The sequence below is a fragment of the Paenibacillus sp. GCM10027628 genome, from assembly GCF_042676385.1.
Lineage (GTDB): Bacteria > Bacillota > Bacilli > Paenibacillales > NBRC-103111 > Paenibacillus_E.
The window spans coordinates 14,316-33,798 of the sequence record NZ_JBHTHA010000006.1 but is presented as its reverse complement, the minus strand read 5'-3'; the positions used below and the strand labels follow the sequence as shown (position 1 = coordinate 33,798).

At 45.2% G+C, this 19,483-nt stretch carries 28 protein-coding genes; all 28 read left to right on the top strand.

Going from position 1 to position 19,483, the window contains the following annotated elements:
• Positions 1 to 29: 29 nt before the first annotated feature.
• The 28 genes from rpoC (at position 30) to secY (ending at position 19,411) form a co-directional block, all read left to right on the top strand.
• The gene (gene rpoC, locus ACFQZT_RS09360) at positions 30 to 3,650 is read left to right on the top strand and encodes a DNA-directed RNA polymerase subunit beta' (protein ID WP_379298942.1); all 3,621 of its coding nucleotides are present in this window, start codon (positions 30 to 32) and stop codon (positions 3,648 to 3,650) included.
• 179 nt (positions 3,651 to 3,829) lie between these two features.
• On the top strand, positions 3,830 to 4,081 hold the full coding sequence (locus ACFQZT_RS09355; RefSeq protein ID WP_379298940.1) for a ribosomal L7Ae/L30e/S12e/Gadd45 family protein: 252 nt from the start codon (positions 3,830 to 3,832) through the stop codon (positions 4,079 to 4,081).
• Between the two features lie 159 nt (positions 4,082 to 4,240).
• Positions 4,241 to 4,660 (top strand): 30S ribosomal protein S12, encoded by a 420-nt coding sequence (gene rpsL / locus ACFQZT_RS09350; protein WP_379298938.1) that lies wholly within the window; start codon positions 4,241 to 4,243, stop codon positions 4,658 to 4,660.
• A gap of 44 nt (positions 4,661 to 4,704) precedes the next feature.
• Positions 4,705 to 5,175: a 30S ribosomal protein S7 gene (gene rpsG / locus ACFQZT_RS09345; RefSeq protein WP_134756067.1), complete on the top strand. Its 471-nt coding sequence runs from the start codon at positions 4,705 to 4,707 to the stop codon at positions 5,173 to 5,175.
• A gap of 38 nt (positions 5,176 to 5,213) precedes the next feature.
• Positions 5,214 to 7,289, top strand: a complete 2,076-nt coding sequence (fusA, locus tag ACFQZT_RS09340; RefSeq protein WP_379298935.1) for an elongation factor G — start codon at positions 5,214 to 5,216, stop codon at positions 7,287 to 7,289.
• Positions 7,290 to 7,327: 38 nt separating this feature from the next.
• Positions 7,328 to 8,518, top strand: coding sequence for an elongation factor Tu (gene tuf, locus ACFQZT_RS09335; protein ID WP_379298933.1), 1,191 nt, complete (start codon positions 7,328 to 7,330; stop codon positions 8,516 to 8,518).
• Between the two features lie 304 nt (positions 8,519 to 8,822).
• Positions 8,823 to 9,131 carry a 30S ribosomal protein S10 gene (gene rpsJ, locus ACFQZT_RS09330; RefSeq protein WP_028557496.1) on the top strand — a complete coding sequence of 103 codons (309 nt, stop codon included), beginning with the start codon at positions 8,823 to 8,825 and terminating at the stop codon, positions 9,129 to 9,131.
• 45 nt (positions 9,132 to 9,176) lie between these two features.
• Positions 9,177 to 9,800, top strand: coding sequence for a 50S ribosomal protein L3 (rplC, locus tag ACFQZT_RS09325; protein WP_379298931.1), 624 nt, complete (start codon positions 9,177 to 9,179; stop codon positions 9,798 to 9,800).
• Between the two features lie 16 nt (positions 9,801 to 9,816).
• Positions 9,817 to 10,443 carry a 50S ribosomal protein L4 gene (gene rplD / locus ACFQZT_RS09320; protein WP_379298929.1) on the top strand — a complete coding sequence of 209 codons (627 nt, stop codon included), beginning with the start codon at positions 9,817 to 9,819 and terminating at the stop codon, positions 10,441 to 10,443.
• A complete protein-coding gene (gene rplW / locus ACFQZT_RS09315) occupies positions 10,440 to 10,730 on the top strand; it encodes a 50S ribosomal protein L23 (RefSeq protein ID WP_188178383.1) in 291 nt (96 codons plus the stop codon). The genes rplD and rplW overlap by 4 nt, the downstream gene beginning before the upstream one ends.
• Before the next feature lie 30 nt (positions 10,731 to 10,760).
• Positions 10,761 to 11,591, top strand: coding sequence for a 50S ribosomal protein L2 (gene rplB / locus ACFQZT_RS09310; RefSeq protein ID WP_379298928.1), 831 nt, complete (start codon positions 10,761 to 10,763; stop codon positions 11,589 to 11,591).
• Between the two features lie 48 nt (positions 11,592 to 11,639).
• Positions 11,640 to 11,918: a 30S ribosomal protein S19 gene (gene rpsS, locus ACFQZT_RS09305; protein WP_188178381.1), complete on the top strand. Its 279-nt coding sequence runs from the start codon at positions 11,640 to 11,642 to the stop codon at positions 11,916 to 11,918.
• Positions 11,919 to 11,948: 30 nt separating this feature from the next.
• A complete protein-coding gene (rplV, locus tag ACFQZT_RS09300; RefSeq protein ID WP_379298926.1) occupies positions 11,949 to 12,281 on the top strand; it encodes a 50S ribosomal protein L22 in 333 nt (110 codons plus the stop codon).
• 13 nt (positions 12,282 to 12,294) lie between these two features.
• Entirely contained in the window at positions 12,295 to 12,957 is a 663-nt protein-coding gene (rpsC, locus tag ACFQZT_RS09295; protein WP_188178379.1) for a 30S ribosomal protein S3, read from the top strand.
• A gap of 3 nt (positions 12,958 to 12,960) precedes the next feature.
• Positions 12,961 to 13,395 carry a 50S ribosomal protein L16 gene (rplP, locus tag ACFQZT_RS09290; protein ID WP_188178378.1) on the top strand — a complete coding sequence of 145 codons (435 nt, stop codon included), beginning with the start codon at positions 12,961 to 12,963 and terminating at the stop codon, positions 13,393 to 13,395.
• Complete coding sequence (gene rpmC, locus ACFQZT_RS09285; protein ID WP_134756089.1) at positions 13,385 to 13,582, top strand: 50S ribosomal protein L29; 198 nt, start codon at positions 13,385 to 13,387, stop codon at positions 13,580 to 13,582. Before rplP ends, rpmC begins: the two co-directional genes overlap by 11 nt.
• A gap of 26 nt (positions 13,583 to 13,608) precedes the next feature.
• On the top strand, positions 13,609 to 13,872 hold the full coding sequence (gene rpsQ / locus ACFQZT_RS09280) for a 30S ribosomal protein S17 (protein ID WP_188178377.1): 264 nt from the start codon (positions 13,609 to 13,611) through the stop codon (positions 13,870 to 13,872).
• Positions 13,873 to 13,908: 36 nt separating this feature from the next.
• Entirely contained in the window at positions 13,909 to 14,277 is a 369-nt protein-coding gene (gene rplN, locus ACFQZT_RS09275; protein ID WP_188178376.1) for a 50S ribosomal protein L14, read from the top strand.
• Between the two features lie 39 nt (positions 14,278 to 14,316).
• A complete protein-coding gene (gene rplX / locus ACFQZT_RS09270; RefSeq protein ID WP_223193041.1) occupies positions 14,317 to 14,670 on the top strand; it encodes a 50S ribosomal protein L24 in 354 nt (117 codons plus the stop codon).
• A gap of 32 nt (positions 14,671 to 14,702) precedes the next feature.
• The gene (gene rplE / locus ACFQZT_RS09265) at positions 14,703 to 15,245 is read left to right on the top strand and encodes a 50S ribosomal protein L5 (RefSeq protein WP_379298921.1); all 543 of its coding nucleotides are present in this window, start codon (positions 14,703 to 14,705) and stop codon (positions 15,243 to 15,245) included.
• 38 nt (positions 15,246 to 15,283) lie between these two features.
• The gene (locus ACFQZT_RS09260) at positions 15,284 to 15,469 is read left to right on the top strand and encodes a type Z 30S ribosomal protein S14 (RefSeq protein WP_113022649.1); all 186 of its coding nucleotides are present in this window, start codon (positions 15,284 to 15,286) and stop codon (positions 15,467 to 15,469) included.
• Between the two features lie 32 nt (positions 15,470 to 15,501).
• Positions 15,502 to 15,900 carry a 30S ribosomal protein S8 gene (gene rpsH, locus ACFQZT_RS09255; RefSeq protein ID WP_029196454.1) on the top strand — a complete coding sequence of 133 codons (399 nt, stop codon included), beginning with the start codon at positions 15,502 to 15,504 and terminating at the stop codon, positions 15,898 to 15,900.
• A 29-nt stretch (positions 15,901 to 15,929) separates the two neighbouring features.
• Positions 15,930 to 16,472, top strand: coding sequence for a 50S ribosomal protein L6 (rplF, locus tag ACFQZT_RS09250; RefSeq protein WP_379298918.1), 543 nt, complete (start codon positions 15,930 to 15,932; stop codon positions 16,470 to 16,472).
• A 62-nt stretch (positions 16,473 to 16,534) separates the two neighbouring features.
• On the top strand, positions 16,535 to 16,903 hold the full coding sequence (rplR, locus tag ACFQZT_RS09245) for a 50S ribosomal protein L18 (protein WP_379298916.1): 369 nt from the start codon (positions 16,535 to 16,537) through the stop codon (positions 16,901 to 16,903).
• Positions 16,904 to 16,932: 29 nt separating this feature from the next.
• Complete coding sequence (gene rpsE / locus ACFQZT_RS09240; protein ID WP_235120097.1) at positions 16,933 to 17,430, top strand: 30S ribosomal protein S5; 498 nt, start codon at positions 16,933 to 16,935, stop codon at positions 17,428 to 17,430.
• 11 nt (positions 17,431 to 17,441) lie between these two features.
• A complete protein-coding gene (gene rpmD, locus ACFQZT_RS09235; RefSeq protein ID WP_163953700.1) occupies positions 17,442 to 17,630 on the top strand; it encodes a 50S ribosomal protein L30 in 189 nt (62 codons plus the stop codon).
• Between the two features lie 36 nt (positions 17,631 to 17,666).
• On the top strand, positions 17,667 to 18,107 hold the full coding sequence (gene rplO, locus ACFQZT_RS09230; protein ID WP_379298913.1) for a 50S ribosomal protein L15: 441 nt from the start codon (positions 17,667 to 17,669) through the stop codon (positions 18,105 to 18,107).
• The gene (gene secY / locus ACFQZT_RS09225) at positions 18,107 to 19,411 is read left to right on the top strand and encodes a preprotein translocase subunit SecY (RefSeq protein ID WP_379298911.1); all 1,305 of its coding nucleotides are present in this window, start codon (positions 18,107 to 18,109) and stop codon (positions 19,409 to 19,411) included. The genes rplO and secY overlap by 1 nt, the downstream gene beginning before the upstream one ends.
• Positions 19,412 to 19,483 lie beyond the last annotated feature (72 nt).

The window sequence follows — 19,483 nt, the reverse complement described above, 5'->3', positions numbered from 1 at the left end:
GGTTTAAATTCTTAAAGGAGGGTTGCTCCTTGATGGACGTTAACAACTTCGAGTTTATGAAAATCGGCTTGGCATCACCCGATAAAATTCGCTCTTGGTCCCGTGGGGAAGTAAAGAAGCCGGAAACGATTAACTACAGAACTTTAAAGCCTGAGAAAGAAGGTCTTTTCTGTGAAAAGATCTTCGGACCTACGAAAGATTGGGAATGTCATTGCGGTAAATACAAGCGCGTCCGTTATAAAGGCGTCGTTTGTGACCGATGCGGCGTAGAAGTAACCCGTCAAAAGGTTCGTCGTGAACGCATGGGTCACATTGAGCTGGCTGCTCCTGTATCCCATATTTGGTACTTTAAAGGTATTCCGAGCCGTATGGGTCTAGCGCTCGATATGTCTCCAAGATCCTTGGAAGAAATCATCTACTTTGCCTCCTACGTTGTAACGGATCCAGGGGATACGCCTCTGGAAAAGAAACAGCTGTTGTCGGAAAAAGAATACCGCAGCTACCGTGAGAAATACGGTTATGCGTTCCAAGCCGGTATGGGTGCAGAAGCAGTGAAAAAACTGTTGATGGATATCGATATCGATCGTGAAGTGGATACGCTCAAAGAAGAGTTGAAAACTGCGCAAGGTCAGCGTCGTAACCGCGCCATCAAACGTCTTGAAGTTATGGAAGCATTCCGTAACTCCAAGAATTTGCCGGGTTGGATGGTCTTGGATGTACTTCCGGTTATCCCGCCTGAGCTTCGTCCGATGGTTCAACTTGACGGCGGTCGTTTCGCGACTTCCGACTTGAACGATCTGTACCGCCGCGTTATCAACCGTAACAACCGTCTCAAAAGATTGCTCGATCTGGGAGCACCAGACATCATCGTGCAAAACGAGAAACGGATGCTGCAAGAAGCGGTTGATGCGTTAATCGACAACGGCCGTCGCGGCCGTCCGGTTACAGGTCCTGGTAACCGTCCTTTGAAATCCCTCAGCCATATGCTGAAAGGTAAACAAGGACGCTTCCGTCAAAACTTGCTCGGTAAACGTGTAGACTACTCTGGTCGTTCCGTTATCGTTGTAGGTCCTAACCTGAAGATGTACCAATGTGGTCTTCCTAAGGAAATGGCATTAGAACTGTTCAAACCTTTCGTAATGAAAGAGCTTGTGAATAAAGGATTGGCTCATAACATCAAAAGCGCCAAACGTAAAGTTGAACGCGTAAGTCCGGATGTATGGGATGTTCTCGAAGAAGTAATTAAGGAGCACCCAGTTCTCTTGAACCGTGCCCCCACACTGCATAGACTCGGGATTCAAGCGTTTGAGCCGATTCTCGTTGAAGGCCGCGCCATCAAATTGCATCCGCTCGTTTGTACGGCGTACAACGCCGACTTCGACGGTGACCAAATGGCCGTCCACGTACCGCTTTCATCCGAAGCGCAAGCTGAAGCACGCGTGCTGATGCTGGCTTCCGGGAACATTTTGAACCCTAAAGACGGTAAACCGGTCGTTACGCCTTCACAGGACATGGTCTTGGGAAGCTTCTACCTAACGACTGATAACAAATTTGCTAAAGGCGCAGGCTCTATTATTAGAACTGTGAATGAAGCAGTTTCATCTTACCAGTCCGGGAAAATGGCCCTGCATGCAAGAGTTGCAATTCCTGCTAGAGCTTTGAATAAAACGAGCTTTACAGAAGCGCAGCAAAATGCAGTGCTGATTACTACAATCGGGAAAATTATCTTCAATGAAATCTTCCCAAGTGATTTCCCATTCATCAATGAACCGACAAAGACGAACCTGTTGAACGGTATTCCAGACTCTCACTTTGTTTTCGAAAAAGGTGCAGATCTAAGAGCAATTATGTTAGATCGCAGTGAGAACAAAGCGGTTGGTAAAGAGTACTTGGGTTCCATCATTGCTGAATGCTTCCGTAAATATCATACAACGCAAACTTCGATGATTCTTGATAAAATCAAGGAACTCGGGTTTACGTATTCGACTAAAGCGGGTATCACCGTTGCGGTCTCTGACGTTGTTGTTCCTACGGAAAAAGAAGCAATTCTCAAGGATTGCGAAGAAAAAGTGCGCGTTGTTACCAACCAATACCGTCGCGGTTTGATTACCGATGAAGAGCGTTATGACCGTGTTATTGCGATCTGGAGTAAAGCGAAGGATGAAATCACTGAGATCTTGATGAAGTCCCTCGATAAATACAACTCGATCAACATGATGGTGGAGTCCAAAGCACGGGGTAACAAATCGCAGATTACACAGCTTGGCGGTATGCGTGGTCTGATGGCCAATCCATCCGGTAAAATCATGGAGTTGCCGATTAAATCGAACTTCCGTGAAGGTCTGACGATCTTGGAATACTTTATTTCCACGCACGGTGCCCGTAAAGGTCTTGCCGATACGGCGCTTCGTACAGCGGATTCCGGTTACTTGACTCGTCGTCTCGTTGACGTTGCACAGGATGTCATTGTCCGCGATGAAGATTGCGGTACAGATAAAGGCTTTACGGTTAGCAAAATTCAAGATGGTAAAGAGGTTATTGAAGATCTCTACGACCGTATTGAAGGTCGCTACGCATTTGAAACGCTCCGTCATCCGAAAACAGGCGAAGTGATTGTACAGCGCAATGAACTCATTGAAGCTGGCATTGCTGACGCTATTATCGATGCAGGTATTGAAAAACTGCAAATTCGTTCGGTCTTAAGCTGCCGTTCCCGCCATGGTGTTTGCAAAAAATGCTACGGCCGTAACTTGGCTACAGGTCAGTTCGTAGAAATCGGGGAAGCTGTAGGTATTATCGCGGCTCAATCCATCGGTGAGCCAGGAACGCAGCTGACGATGCGTACGTTCCATACCGGTGGTGTTGCCGGAGACGATATCACGCAAGGTTTGCCGCGTATTCAGGAGCTCTTCGAAGCCCGGAATCCGAAAGGTCAGGCCATCATTTCCGAAATCGACGGTGTAATCAAAGAAATTCGCGAAGCTAAGGACCGTCGTGAAATCGAAGTCCAAGGCGAAGCCGAGTCCAAAGTATATGCTGTTCCTTACGGTTCCCGCGTACGTGTGTCCGTGAACCAGCACATTGAAGCCGGTGACGAGCTGACAGACGGATCTATCGATCCGAAGGATATGCTTCGCATTAAAGGTATTCGCGGCGTGCAGAACTACATTCTGCAAGAAGTGCAGCGCGTTTACCGTAACCAAGGGGTAGAAATCAACGATAAGCATATCGAAGTTATGGTTCGCCAAATGCTTCGTAAAATCCGTATCGTTGACGCAGGAGATACAACGCTGCTTCCAGGTTCCTTTGTTGACATTCATGAATATGAAGAAGCTAACAAAGTAGCTCTGTTCGCAGGTAACGAGCCTGCGGTCGCAAGACCTATCTTGCTCGGTATCACTAAGGCTTCTCTTGAAACAGATTCCTTCCTTTCCGCTGCGTCCTTCCAAGAGACTACACGTGTCTTGACCGATGCTGCTATTAAAGGTAAGGTAGACCAATTGCTAGGTCTTAAAGAGAATGTCATTATCGGTAAGCTGATTCCTGCTGGTACGGGGATGCCGCGATACCGGAACATCCGTATTACGGATCCTAATGAGGAATTGGTAGCGGATGAAGATTTGGAAAAAGAGACCGTTGCTGTAGAATAATGAATAAATAAGTCGTACGGGAAAGCCACTTCGATGAATGTGCGCTTTCCCGTTCACTTGTTGTTTATGAAGTTTTGATGAAGGTGCAAGTAATTTCTTGACACTCTATATTCAAAATGCTAATATATCGTAGTGTGCCTAAGTTACTATTCTTTCCTGCGCTTTGGAGGATGAGCTTTATGTCTTATGATAAAGTCAAACAGGCGAAGAATATAAGTGTTGGCGCGAAGAAAGCAACGAAGACGGTTGAACAAGGTAAGGCCGTCGAAGTTTTTGTTGCCAAAGATGCAGATCCGCGATTAACGATAAAGCTGGTAAGCCTCTGTAAGAAGATGGACACACCGGTCACCTATGTGGATTCTATGAAGATGCTAGGTAAAGCTTGTGGAATTGAAGTTGGAGCTGCGGTAGCAGCTGTTGTAAATGAATAAACTCAAAGACGTTTTTGTTACCGGACATTGAGGCATAAGTTCTTTGAAACTTGGTTCGTGTTCGTGGCAAAGACTTTTCATTTGCTCATTTACGACTCGCCTGGATCTGTGGGCTTGCAAGAAGCAATAAGGTTATACATGTAGGGAGGAGGTGGCGATATGCCAACAATTAACCAACTAGTACGTAAAGGTCGTCAAGCGAAGGTGGATAAATCCAAATCCCCAGCTTTGCAAAAAGGTTTTAACGCTTTGAAAAGAGAAGCAACGGATTTGAGCGCTCCTCAAAAACGTGGTGTCTGCACTCGTGTAGGTACAATGACTCCTAAGAAGCCTAACTCCGCACTTCGTAAATATGCTCGTGTTCGTTTAACGAACCGCGTTGAGGTGACAGCTTACATTCCAGGTATCGGTCACAACCTGCAAGAACACAGCGTTGTATTGATTCGTGGGGGTAGGGTAAAAGACCTTCCGGGGGTACGTTATCACATCGTTCGTGGCGCCCTGGATACTTCCGGTGTTAACAACCGCAAGCAATCCCGTTCCAAATACGGTACGAAACGTCCTAAAGTTAAAAAATAAGACATCACCAATAGGGATGATCCTTTCAAGAAAGGGGGATAACTATGCCTCGTAAAGGTCCAGTTACTCGCAGAGACGTATTGCCAGATCCGATTTATAATAGCAAACTTGTTACTCGTCTAATCAATCGCATCATGATCGACGGAAAAAGAGGGGTAGCACAGTCCATTTTATACAACGCTTTTAACCTCGTGAAAGATCGTACAGGTAAAGAGCCGATGGAAGTGTTCGAACAAGCGATCAAAAACATCATGCCGGTATTGGAAGTTAAAGCTCGCCGTGTAGGTGGAGCGAACTACCAAGTTCCGATTGAAGTTAAACCTGAGCGCCGTACGACATTAGGACTGCGTTGGTTGGTCAACTACTCCCGTCTTCGCGGTGAGAAGACGATGGAAGAAAGATTGGCTTTCGAAATTATCGATGCTAGCAACAACACGGGTTCTTCTGTTAAGAAACGTGAAGATACACACAAAATGGCTGAAGCGAACAAAGCGTTTGCTCACTATCGTTGGTAGAATTAAGATTCAAATACTGAAAGGAGACATAACGACCTATGGCTAGAGAGTTCTCCTTAAAAAACACACGTAATATCGGGATTATGGCTCATATTGATGCCGGTAAAACGACTACGACAGAGCGCATCCTGTACTATACAGGTAAAGTTCACAAAATCGGAGAGGTGCACGAAGGTGCGGCTACGATGGACTGGATGGAGCAAGAGCAAGAGCGCGGAATCACGATTACTTCCGCCGCTACGACTGCGCAATGGGATGGTCACCGCATCAATATTATCGATACCCCGGGGCACGTTGACTTTACCGTTGAGGTAGAGCGTTCCCTTCGCGTGTTGGATGGAGCGGTTGGCGTATTTAGTGCGAAAGAAGGCGTTGAGCCGCAATCGGAGACAGTTTGGAGACAAGCTGACCGTTACGGCGTTCCGCGGATCGCATACGTAAACAAAATGGATATCATCGGCGCTGATTTCTTGGGTGTTGTTGACTCCATGCGTCAGAAGCTTGGTGCAAATGCAGTTGCTATTCAACTTCCGATCGGTGCTGAGAACGAGTTCAAAGGTATCATCGACTTAGTTGAAGAAGTAGCTTATATGTACAAAGACGATCTTGGTAAGGACATCGAGAAAGTCGAAGTGCCTGCTGAGTTCAAAGACAAAGTCGCAGAATTGAGATTGGAACTGATCGAGAAAGTTGCTGAGCTTGATGAAGAGCTTACAATGAAATATCTCGAAGGTGAAGAACTCACAATCGACGAAATTAAAGCAGCTCTGCGTAAAGGTGTCTGCGAAGTGAAAATCTTCCCAGTTATCGTAGGGTCTTCTTACAGAAACAAAGGTGTTCAATTGATGTTGGATGCAGTTATTAACTACCTGCCATCCCCAATTGATGTACCAGATATTAAAGGTGTACTTGACGATGGTACTGAAGTGATCCGTAAGTCTGCTGACGATCAACCGTTCTCAGCGCTTGCTTTCAAAATCATGACAGATCCTTTCGTTGGTCGTCTTACATTCTTCCGCGTATACTCTGGTGTATTGAGTTCAGGTTCTTACGTACTTAATGCTACTAAAGGTAAACGTGAGCGCGTTGGTCGTATTCTGCAAATGCATGCGAACAGCCGTCAAGAAATTAGCGATGTTTACGCAGGTGACATTGCAGCAGCAGTTGGATTGAAAGATACAACTACTGGCGATACACTTTGTGATGAGAAAAACCCAGTTATCCTTGAGTCCATGAACTTCCCTGAACCGGTTATCCAGCTTGCTGTTGAACCGAAAACGAAGGCTGACCAAGATAAAATGGGTATCGCTCTTCAAAAGCTTGCTGAAGAAGATCCTACTTTCCGTGCTCACACAGACGAAGAAACAGGACAAACGATTATCGCAGGTATGGGTGAGCTTCACCTTGAGATCCTCGTTGACCGTATGCTTCGCGAGTTCAAAGTAGAAACCAACGTAGGTAAACCGCAAGTTGCTTACCGTGAAACGTTCCGTGCAGCAGCTAAAGTTGAAGGTAAATTCGTTCGCCAATCCGGTGGCCGTGGTCAATACGGACATTGTTGGGTTGAGTTCGAACCTCAAGAAGCTGGCGTAGGCTTCGTCTTCGAAAGCAAAATCGTGGGTGGATCGATTCCTAGAGAGTATATCGCTCCGATTCAAGCGGGTATCGAAGAATCCATGAAGAACGGGGTTCTTGCAGGATTCCCTCTCGTGGACATCAAAGCAACAGTTGTCGATGGATCTTACCATGATGTTGACTCCAATGAAATGGCGTTCAAAATCGCAGGTTCCATGGCGCTTAAAGCTGCGAAAGAAAAATGTAAACCGGTTCTTCTTGAGCCAATCATGAAAGTGGAAGTTACTGTGCCTGAAGAGTACATGGGCGATGTTATGGGTGACCTTAACTCCCGTCGTGGACGCATCGAAGGTATGGATAACCGTCATGGAGCACAAATCATCCGTGCCAAAGTACCTCTGTCCGAAATGTTTGGATACTCCACAACACTTCGTTCCAGAACACAAGGCCGTGGTGTTTACTCCATGGAAATCTCCCACTATGAAGAAGTACCTAAGTCGATTGCGGAAGAAATTATCGCAAAAGGCAAAGGCGCTTAATATAAACTAATAGTCACTCTAAGGAGGAATCGTTTAAAATGGCAAAGGCTAAATTTGAACGTAACAAACCGCATGTTAACATCGGTACTATCGGTCACGTTGACCACGGTAAAACAACTTTGACTGCTGCTATTACAACTGTATTGTCCAAAAGATACGGTGGTGCTGCAGTAGCATTCGACCAAATCGATAAAGCACCAGAAGAGCGCGAGCGCGGTATCACAATCTCCACAGCTCACGTTGAGTACGAAACACCTAACCGTCACTACGCACACGTAGACTGCCCAGGCCATGCTGACTATGTTAAAAACATGATCACTGGTGCTGCACAAATGGACGGAGCGATCCTGGTTGTATCCGCAGCTGACGGCCCTATGCCACAAACTCGCGAGCACATCCTGCTCTCCCGCCAAGTAGGCGTTCCTTACATCGTAGTATTCTTGAACAAATGCGACATGGTTGAAGACGATGAGTTGCTTGAACTGGTTGAGATGGAAGTTCGCGACCTTCTTAACGAGTACGAGTTCCCAGGCGATGATACTCCAATCATCCGCGGCGCAGCTCGTGAAGCTCTTCAAAACCCAGATGGTCCTTGGGCTGACAAAATCGTTGAACTGTTCGAGCAAGTTGATACTTACATCCCAACTCCTGAGCGCGAAACAGACAAACCTTTCCTTATGCCGGTTGAGGATGTATTCTCCATCACAGGCCGCGGAACTGTTGCAACTGGTCGTGTAGAGCGTGGAACAGTTAAAGTACAAGACGAAGTTGAAATCGTAGGTATTGCTGAAGAAACTCGTAAATGCGTTGTAACTGGCGTAGAGATGTTCCGCAAATTGCTCGATTCCGCTCAAGCTGGTGACAACATCGGTGCCCTTCTTCGTGGTGTAGACCGCAAAGATATCGAGCGTGGTCAAGTACTTGCAAAACCAGGTTCAGTTAAACCACACACGAACTTCACAGCACAAATCTACGTACTGACTAAAGAAGAGGGTGGCCGTCACAAGCCTTTCTTCACTGGTTACCGTCCACAGTTCTACTTCCGTACAACTGACGTAACTGGTATCATCACTCTTCCAGAAGGTACTGAGATGGTTATGCCTGGTGATAACATCACTGTTACAGTTGAACTGATCAACCCAATCGCAATCGAAGAAGGAACTCGCTTCGCGATTCGTGAAGGCGGACGTACTGTTGGTGCGGGCGCGGTTGCTACAATTCAAAAGTAATCTCTATATAATAGAAGAAACACTCACCGTTTAGGCGGTGGGTGTTTTTTTAGGTGGGCTTTGGGGCTCCCCACAAAGTAATAGGTATATGCTGCGGAGGTTGACTTCACTTTGTGGGGATGAGCCTAAACTTTTGCTTGCATTTGCTTTTCATATTTTATATAATATTAAACGTTGGTCTGTGACGTTGCGATGATGTGAGAGGTTGCCGACACACCCGGATCCTTTGCCATGGTGAAGGCAGTCGGAGAATTTTCACGGAGTATGTCCGATACTAAATTGGGCGATAGAAGGAGGGACTTATATGGCAAAGCAAAAAATTCGTATCCGTTTGAAAGCTTATGATCACAGAATCATTGATCAATCAGCTGAGAAAATCGTGGAAACTGCCAAGCGTTCCGGTGCAGGTGTATCCGGTCCGATTCCGCTTCCAACTGAGAAGCAAATCATCACGATTCTTCGTGCGGTGCACAAGTACAAGGATTCGCGCGAGCAATTCGAAATGCGTACGCATAAGCGTCTTATCGATATTGTGAATCCTACACCACAAACAGTAGATGCTTTGATGAGACTGGACTTGCCGTCTGGTGTAGACATCGAGATCAAACTGTAAAACAACTATAGAATACACGTTTAGGAAGGAAAAGAGGTGTCAACGATGAAAGGTATCTTAGGAAAAAAACTTGGGATGACACAAGTGTTTACCGCGGAAGGTAACGTAGTTCCGGTAACTGTCATTCAAGCGGGACCATGTGTGGTTCTCCAAAAGAAAGATGTGGATAACGACGGTTATGAGTCGATCCAAATCGGTTTTGATGATGTAAAAGCTAGCCGTATCATTAAGCCAGAGCTTGGCCATGCGAAAAAAGCAGGGGCAACGCCTAAGCGCTACGTAAAAGAAATTCGCGGCGTTCAGTTGGCTGATTATGAAGTTGGCCAGGAATTGAAGGCAGATCTGTTTACAGAAGGCGAATTCGTTGACGTTACAGGTACTTCCAAAGGTAAAGGTTTCCAAGGTAACATCAAAAGACATAACCAATCCCGCGGACCAATGGCTCACGGCTCCCGTTATCACAGAGGACCAGGTTCCATGGGTTCCATTCAAGCGAACCGCGTTCCTAAAGGTAAAAACCTGCCAGGACATATGGGTAACGAAACTGTAACTTTGCAAAACTTGCAAATCATCAAAGTAGATGCTGAGCGTAACGTATTGCTTGTAAAAGGCTCCATTCCGGGTCCTACTAACAGCTACGTAAGCGTGAAATCTGCTGTTAAAAAGTAAGAAAGGAGGAAGACTGATGCCAAAAGTAGCTTTATATAACGTAACAGGCGCGCAAGTGGGCGAAGTTGAATTGTCTGATGCTGTTTTCGGAATCGAGCCTCACGTGCATGCGATTCATGAAATGGTTCTGCTTCAACAAGCAGCTGTTCGTCAAGGTACTCATAAAACAAAAGGTCGTTCTGAAGTTCGCGGCGGCGGACGTAAACCTTGGAAACAAAAAGGTACAGGACGTGCCCGTCAAGGTAGTATCCGTGCTCCACAATGGAAAGGCGGCGGTACAGTATTTGGACCGACTCCTCGCAGCTATGGCTACAAACTGCCTAGAAAAGTTCGTCGTTTGGCGATTAAATCCGCTTTGTCTTCGAAAGTCATTGATAATGAATTGATCGTTTTGGATCAACTTCAATTAGATGCTCCTAAGACTAAAGAATTCGCAGCAATCTTGAACAACCTGAAAGTTGAAAGAAAAGCATTAGTAGTTGGTCTTGATACCGATTCTAACGCAGCTCTTTCCGCTCGTAACATTCCAGGTGTGAAATTTATCGCTGCTGACGGAATCAATGTTCTGGATGTCATGTTGTATGACAAACTGATCATTACGAAAGATGCTGTACAGAAAGTAGAGGAGGTGCTTGCACAATGAAAAATCCACGCGACATTATCAAGCGCCCGATCATCACTGAGCGTACTAGCGACCTGATGGCTAACAAAAAGTACGTTTTCGAAGTTGATCTTCGCGCAAACAAAACGGAAATTAAACAAGCTATCGAAGCTATCTTCAAAGTGAAAGTTACAAATGTAAACACACTCAGAATGCCTGCTAAGCCTAAACGCTACGGTCGTCACTTTGGTTACACTTCCGAATGGAAGAAAGCAATTGTGTCCCTGAGCGCTGAAAGCAAAGAGCTGGAGTTCTTTGAATCCGTATAACACATTTCTTAAAGTAAGGAGGGAATCGGAGTGCCAGTAAAAAAATATAAACCAACCTCCCCGGCTAGACGTGCCATGTCGGTTTCTACTTTTGAAGAAATCACAACATCTACACCGGAGAAGTCCTTGCTCGCTCCTTTGAGCAAAACAGCTGGACGTAACAACCAAGGTAAAATTACAGTTCGTCATCACGGTGGCGGTCATAAACGTAAATACCGGATTATCGATTTCAAACGTACAAAAGATGGAATACCAGGACGCGTTGCTACAATCGAGTACGATCCTAACCGTTCCGCAAACATTGCATTGATCAACTATGCAGATGGTGAGAAAAGATACATCATTGCTCCTAAAGGCTTGAAAGTAGGAGATCAAATCGTATCCGGACCACAATCCGACATTAAAGTAGGTAACGCACTGCCTTTGGAAAACATTCCAGTTGGTACAGTTATCCACAACATCGAGTTGAAACCAGGTAAAGGTGCACAACTAGTGCGTGCCGCTGGAACAGAAGCTCAACTTCTTGGTAAAGAAGAAACTTACGTAACGATTCGCCTTTCTTCCGGTGAAGTTCGTAAAGTCCTTAAAGTTTGCCGCGCGACTATCGGATCTGTAGGTAACGAAGATCACGAGCTCGTGAAAATCGGTAAAGCTGGTCGTAACCGTTGGAAAGGCAATCGCCCTCAAGTCCGCGGGGTTGTAATGAACCCTAACGATCACCCACACGGTGGTGGTGAAGGACGCGCGCCAATCGGTCGTAAATCACCTATGTCTCCATGGGGTAAACCGACACTTGGTTACAAAACTCGTAAGAAAAACAAAGCATCCAACAAATACATTGTACGTCGTCGTACGAAGTAATCTAGGATACATTAATTATCGTGAGGTTCAAGGAAGGGAGGAACACCCATGGGTCGCAGCTTAAAGAAAGGTCCATTTATCGATGGATACTTACTGAAAAAAGTGGAAGACTTGAACACTTCCGGCAAGAAAGTCGTTGTTAAGACTTGGTCCCGTCGTTCTACAATTTTCCCACAATTCGTTGGTCACACTTTCGGCGTATATGATGGCAGAAAACACGTGCCTGTTTATGTAACTGAAGATATGGTAGGACATAAACTTGGTGAATTCGCGCCAACTCGTACTTACAAAGGTCATGACGACGATAAGAAAACCGGAAAACGCTAATCGCATTTTTAACCGAGAGGAGGTACTACCATGCAAGCTAAAGCAATTTTGAACCACGCTCGGATTGCTCCTCGTAAAGCACAATTAGTGATTGACTTGATTCGGGGAAAAGCGGTAGGTGAAGCGATCGCGATTCTGCGTCACACACCTAAAGCAGCTTCTCCAATTCTGGAGAAACTTCTGAACTCCGCAATTGCCAATGCAGAGCATAACTATTCGTTAGATCCTAATAAATTAGTGATCTCTCAAGCGTTTGTTAACCAAGGGCCGACAATGAAAAGGTTCCAACAACGTGCGATGGGTCGCGCAAGCGCAATTAGAAAACGTACCAGCCACATTACATTAGTGGTATCTGAGAAATAAGGAGGGATAACGTGTGGGTCAGAAAGTAAACCCGGTAGGTCTTAGAATCGGTATTATTCGCGATTGGGAGTCCAAATGGTTCGCAGAAAAAGATTTCGGAACTCTGCTGCTTGAAGACGTCAAAATCCGTGAATACTTGAAAAATAAATTAAAAGATTCTGCAGTATCCCACATCGATATCGAGCGCGCGGCTAACCGTGTGAACGTAACGATTCATACTGCGAAACCAGGAATGGTTATCGGTAAAGGCGGAGCGGAAGTTGAAGTAATTCGCAACTACATCGCTGGTTTGTCCGGTAAAAAAGTTCACATCAACATTTCTGAAATCAAAAACCCTGATCTGGATGCAATCCTCGTTGCTGAAGCAATTGCTCTTCAACTGGAACGCCGCGTATCATTCCGTCGTGCAATGAAACAAGCGATCCAAAGAACAATGAGATCCGGAGCAAAAGGTATTAAAGTTGCAACTAGCGGACGTCTTGGCGGCGCTGAGATCGCTCGTACGGAAGGATATAGCGAAGGAACAGTTCCACTTCATACACTTCGCGCGGATATCGACTACGGTACTGCAGAAGCACACACTACTTACGGACGTATTGGTGTTAAAGTATGGATTTATCGTGGAGAGGTTCTTCCGACAGCTAAGAAAAAGGCTCAGCCGGAAGGAGGAAACTAAATCATGTTAGTACCTAAACGTGTAAAACACCGTAAAGAACACCGCGGTAACATGAAAGGTCGCGCTAAAGGCGGAACGGAAGTGGCTTTTGGCGAATACGGTCTGCAAGCGATGGAACCGGCTTGGGTAACCAACCGTCAAATCGAATCTGCTCGTATTGCCATGACACGTTACATCAAACGTGGTGGTAAAGTATGGATTAAAATTTTCCCATCCAAACCAATTACACAAAAACCGCTTGAAGTTCGTATGGGTAGCGGTAAAGGTAACGTGGAGAAATGGGTTTCCGTAGTAAAACCAGGTAAAATTTTGTTTGAACTTGCTGGCGTTAGCGAAGAGATTGCTCGCGAAGCAATGCGCCTTGCAGCTCACAAGCTTCCAATCAAAACGAAGTTCGTGAAGAGAGACGAAGTGGGTGGTGAAGCAAATGAAGGCTAGTGAATTCCGCAACTTAACCACTGCTGAGATCGAGCAAAAAGTCAATGGTTTTAAAGAAGAACTCTTTAACCTCCGTTTTCAACTAGCTACAGGTCAATTGGACAACCCGACTCAAATCCGCGATTTGCGTAAAGAGATCGCTCGTGCCAAAACTGTTTTGCGTGAAAGAGAATTGGGGATTGGGTAACCAAATCTAGAAGGGAGGGTTCCTAGATGGCTGAACGCAATGAGCGTAAAGTACAGATCGGTAAAGTAGTCAGCGATAAAATGGATAAAACCATCGTTGTTGCTGTTGAAACTTACAAAAAACATGATCTCTATCACAAGAGAATCAAATATACGAAGAAATTCAAGGCTCACGACGAAAACAACCAAGCTAAAATTGGTGATACCGTGAAAATCATGGAAACAAGACCAATTTCCAAAGATAAACGTTGGAGACTGGTTGAAGTCGTGGAAGTAGCAGTAATCATCTAACAAATCCAGGCATGAACCCCGAAAGGAGGGAATACGATGATTCAACCATTTACTCGTTTGACGGTTGCTGACAACTCCGGTGCAAAGCAATTGATGTGTATCCGTGTTTTGGGTGGTACAGGTCGTCGCGTAGGTCACATTGGTGATTTGATCATCTGTTCGGTAAAAGAAGCAACACCAGGCGGCGTTGTCAAAAAAGGTGACGTTGTTAAAGCAGTTATCGTTCGTACGAAGAGCGGTGCTCGCCGTAAAGACGGTTCTTACATCTCTTTCGATGAGAACGCAGCTGTAATCGTGAAGGAAGATAAAAGTCCTCGCGGAACTCGTATCTTTGGACCAGTTGCACGTGAACTTCGTGACAGAGACTTCATGAAGATCGTATCCTTGGCTCCAGAAGTTATCTAATAGAGCTTTGAAGTAAGTTTTCAGGAGGTGTAGAACACAATGCCAAGAACCAAAAAGAGACTTGAGTCTCATAACAATAAACTGCACGTGAAAAAAGACGATACGGTTTTTGTAATCACTGGTAAAGACAAAGGTAAGAAAGGCCGCGTAATCGCTGCTTACCCTCGTGAAAACCGTGTACTGGTTGAAGGTGTAAACATGGTTAAGAAACATGCAAAACCTTCCCAACAAAATCCGCAAGGCGGCATCTTGAATCAAGAAGCTCCAATCCACGTTTCCAACGTGATGCTGATTGATCCTAAGAGCGGCAAGCCTACTCGCGTAGGTTACAAAGTATTAGATAACGGAACTAAAGTTCGCGTAGCGAAAAAATCCGGTGAAGTCATCGACTAATACAAGAAGCACGGAAAGGAGGCAACTGAAAGATGTCAGCAAGAATGAAAGATCGTTATTTGAATGAAATTACACCTGCGTTGATCCAAAAGTTCAACTACACAACAGTTATGCAAGTACCTAAAATCGACAAAATCGTCATCAACATGGGTGTTGGTGAAGCTGTTTCGAACTCAAAAGTACTGGACGCTGCTGTTGAAGATCTGCAAAAGATCGCAGGACAAAAGCCGGTTGTAACAAGAGCGAAAAAATCCATTGCGGGTTTCAAACTTCGTGAAAATATGCCTATCGGTGTGAAAGTGACACTTCGCGGCGAGCGTATGTATCACTTCTTGGATAAACTCTTCAACGTAACGCTTCCACGCGTACGTGACTTCCGTGGTATTTCCAACAAAGCCTTTGACGGCCGTGGTAACTACACACTGGGTCTGAAAGAGCAATTGATCTTCCCAGAGATCGAGTATGATAAAATTGATAAAGTTCGTGGTATGGACATCGTTATCGTTACAACGGCTAAGTCCGACGAAGAAGCTCGCGAGCTTTTAACACAACTCGGCGCTCCTTTCGTTAAATAGTTAACGAGCCGTACCTACCTCAGGAGGTGGAATATTAAGTGGCAAAAACTTCGATGAAAATCAAGCAACAACGTGCTCCGAAGTTTAAAGTGCAAGCATACACACGTTGCGAGCGTTGCGGTCGTCCGCATTCCGTTCTTCGCAAGTTTAAAATTTGCAGAATTTGTTTCCGCGAATTAGCATACAAAGGTCAGATTCCAGGTGTTAAAAAAGCAAGCTGGTAATCACCCTATTTTCGGGAAGGAGGTTTACACAAATGGTCATGTCAGATCCAATTGCAGATATGCTTACACGCATCCGTAATGCGAATATCGTACGTCATGAAACAGTTGAAATTCCTGCATCTAAAGTGAAAAGGGAAATCGCTGAAATCCTCAAAAAAGAAGGATTTATCCGTGACGCTGAATACGTTGAAGATAGCAAACAAGGTATCATCCGTTTGTTCCTGAAATACGGTTCAAACAATGAGCGTGTTATCTCCGGTTTGAAAAGAATTTCCAAACCAGGACTGCGCGTATATACAAAATCACAAGAAATCCCTCGTGTACTGGGCGGATTAGGGATTGCCATCATCTCCACATCCAAAGGAGTAATGACGGATAAAGATGCTCGTCAATCCAAAGCTGGCGGAGAGGTTATCTGCTACGTTTGGTAATACAATTGTAATTGAATGGAGGTGCAAACATGTCTCGTATTGGTCGTAAGCCGATCACCATTCCAAGTGGTGTCAATGTAACACTGGACAATACCGTAATCACAGTTAAAGGCCCTAAAGGCACTTTATCTCGTGAACTTCATAAAGATATGAAAGTTAACGTTGTCGAGAACGAGATTTCCGTTGAGCGCCCTTCCGATAACAAACTTCACCGTTCCTTGCATGGTACAACACGTTCTGTTGTTGCCAACATGGTCAGCGGTGTAACGGAAGGTTTCTCGAAATCTTTGGATCTGGTAGGCGTAGGTTACCGTGCTAATAAAAGTGGTGACAAACTGGTTCTTAACGTTGGATACTCCCATCCCGTTGAAATCACTCCTGAGAGCGGAATCGAGTTCGAAGTTCCTTCGAACACTAAGATCATCGTTAAAGGAATTGATAAAGAATTAGTAGGTGCTACTGCAGCTAAAGTTCGCGCAGTTCGTGAACCAGAACCTTATAAAGGTAAAGGTATCAAGTATGAAGGCGAACGTATCCTTCGTAAAGAAGGTAAAGCTGGTAAGAAGAAGTAAGTTAGATAGATCGCGGGTAATGGCTCTCGCATCATAAGATGATGAAAGGAGTGTAAGTATTCATGATTACTAAAGGCGATAAAAATAAAGCCCGTCTGAAAAGACACCTTCGCGTTCGTAAGAAAATCGAAGGAACAACTGCTCGTCCACGGTTGAACATTTTCCGTTCTTCCAAACACATGTACGCTCAATTGATCGATGATACGACTGGCGTCACTGTAGTATCCGCTTCGACTCAGGACAAAGAACTGAAAGCAGAAGTTGGTAACGGTGGTAACGTAGAAGCTGCTCGTAAAGTTGGCGAATTGATTGCAAAACGTGCAAAAGAAAAAGGTTTTGACAAAGTGGTTTTCGACCGCGGCGGATACCTTTATCACGGACGCGTTCAAGCTTTGGCTGACGCAGCTCGTGAAGCAGGATTAGAATTCTAGGAAAAAACATATATAAGGAGGTAAAAGACTTGCGTGTAGATCCGAATACTTTAGAACTTACTGAAAAAGTTGTTAACATTAACCGCGTAGCTAAAGTAGTAAAAGGCGGACGTCGTTTCAGCTTCAGCGCACTTGTTGTCGTAGGCGACGGCAATGGCTGGGTTGGTGCAGGGATCGGTAAAGCATCCGAAGTTCCAGACGCGATTCGCAAAGGCATTGAAGATGCGAAAAAGAACTTGATCCACGTTCCAATCGTAGGAACTTCCATTCCTCACCTTGTCACTGGCCGCTTTGGCGCAGGCCGCGTTTTATTGAAGCCAGCTTCCCAAGGTACTGGAGTTATCGCAGGCGGACCGGTTCGTGCGGTTCTTGAACTTGCCGGTATCGGCGACATTTTGACAAAATCCCTTGGCTCTTCCAACTCCATTAACATGGTTAACGCAACGCTTGAAGGCTTAAGCCGTTTGAAAAAAGCGGAAGAAGTTGCTAAGCTTCGCGGTAAAACAGTTGAAGAGTTATTAGGATAGGAGGGGTAAACATGGCGAAACAATTACAAATTACCCTGAAACGCTCTCTGATTGGCCGCCCTGAGACTCAACGTGTTACAGTGAAAACATTAGGTCTGCGTAAGCTGCACCAAACTGTTGTTCACCAAGACAACGCTGCGATCAGAGGCATGGTGAATCAAGTTAGTCACTTGGTAGAAGTTAAAGAAATCGAAGCATAGAAACAAGATATTAAGATCTAGAGGAGGTGTGCAACGATGAAGTTACATGAACTAAGTTCTGCAACTGGTGCTCGTCACACTCGCAAGCGTGTTGGTCGTGGTACAGGTAGCGGTATGGGTAAAACATCGACTCGCGGACATAAAGGTCAAAATGCACGTTCCGGTGGAGGCGTTCGTCCTGGATTCGAGGGTGGACAAAATCCATTGTACCGTCGTTTGCCTAAGCGTGGTTTCAACAACCGCTTCCGCACTGAGTTCGCTATCGTGAACCTTGAAGACTTGAACAATTTCGCAGCTGGTACCGAAGTTACTCCAGAAGTTTTGATGGAAACAGGTATTGTAAAAGCTCCTAAAGACGGCATCAAGATTTTAGGAAACGGTGAAATCACAGTAAAATTAACCGTTAAAGCGAATAAGTTCTCTCAATCCGCAATTGAGAAAATCCAAGCTGCCGGCGGTCAAACCGAGGTGATTTAATGTTCAATACCATATCCAACATCTTCAAAGTAGAAGATCTGCGCAGAAGAATTTTATTTACGCTGGTTTTGCTGATCGTCTACAGAGTAGGTGCCTTCATCCCGGTGCCGAACATTAATACAAGTGTTTTGAAACTTCAAGACCAGGCGAATCAAAGCGATGTCTTTGGTTTGCTTAACACGTTCTCCGGTGGGGCGCTGTTTCAATTCTCCATCTTTGCGATGGGGATTATGCCTTACATCACGGCTTCCATTATCGTTCAGCTTTTGTCTATGGATGTAATCCCGCGCTTTGCGCAGTGGGCAAAAGAAGGCGAAGTCGGAAGAAAGAAGATGACACAGGTTACTCGTTACGGTACGATCGTATTAGGTTTGATTCAGGCTTTCGGTCTTTCAATCGGGTTCAACCGTTTATATAACGGACTCGTGATCGATGCAGGTTTTACAACTTATGCGCTGATCGCTATCGTGCTGACAGCAGGTACAGCTTTCTTGATGTGGCTTGGAGAGCAAATCACGGAGTATGGGATTGGAAACGGTATTTCCATTATCATCTTTGCCGGGATCGTCGCGGCGATTCCTACAGGCATCCAGCAAATATATAAAACGCTTTTTGCGACTGAAGGAGCATTGTTCCTGAACATCGTGAAACTCGTCATTATTGCAGTAGTTGTGATACTGATTATTGCCGGAGTCATATTCGTCCAACAGGGTGTTCGCAAGATACCTGTTCAATATGCCAAACGCGTAGTAGGTCGTAAAATGTATGGTGGTCAAACCACGCACATTCCGCTTAAAGTGAATGCTGCTGGTGTTATCCCTGTAATCTTTGCATTATCGCTTTTGATGTTCCCTCCAACAATAGCTAGCTATTGGAGAGGTAACGTGGTTGCGGAATGGATCATTACGAACTTAAGTTTGAATCAAACCGCACCTCTGGCGATTGTACTCTATGTACTGCTGATTATCGGTTTCACTTACTTCTACACCTTCGTACAAATTAATCCAGTTCAAATGGCTGATCAGATGAAAAAGAATGGTGGCTACATTCCAGGTATCAGACCTGGTAAGACAACATCCGTTTATCTGACTCGTGTAATGACTAGAATTACATTGTCTGGTGCTTTGTTCTTGTCAGCAATCTCGATTCTTCCGATGCTTTTCGGTGGACTTGCAGGATTGCCGAACTCAGTTAAAATTGGTGGAACATCCTTACTTATCGTAGTAGGCGTTGGTCTTGAGACGATGAAACAAATCGAGAGCCAATTGATCAAGCGTCATTACAAAGGTTTTATCAATAAATAGCTAATAGGTTCTGATGGGCGTTTTTCTGCGACATCGGCACCTATTGTGCTGTTCGTATTGCCGAGTGCGATG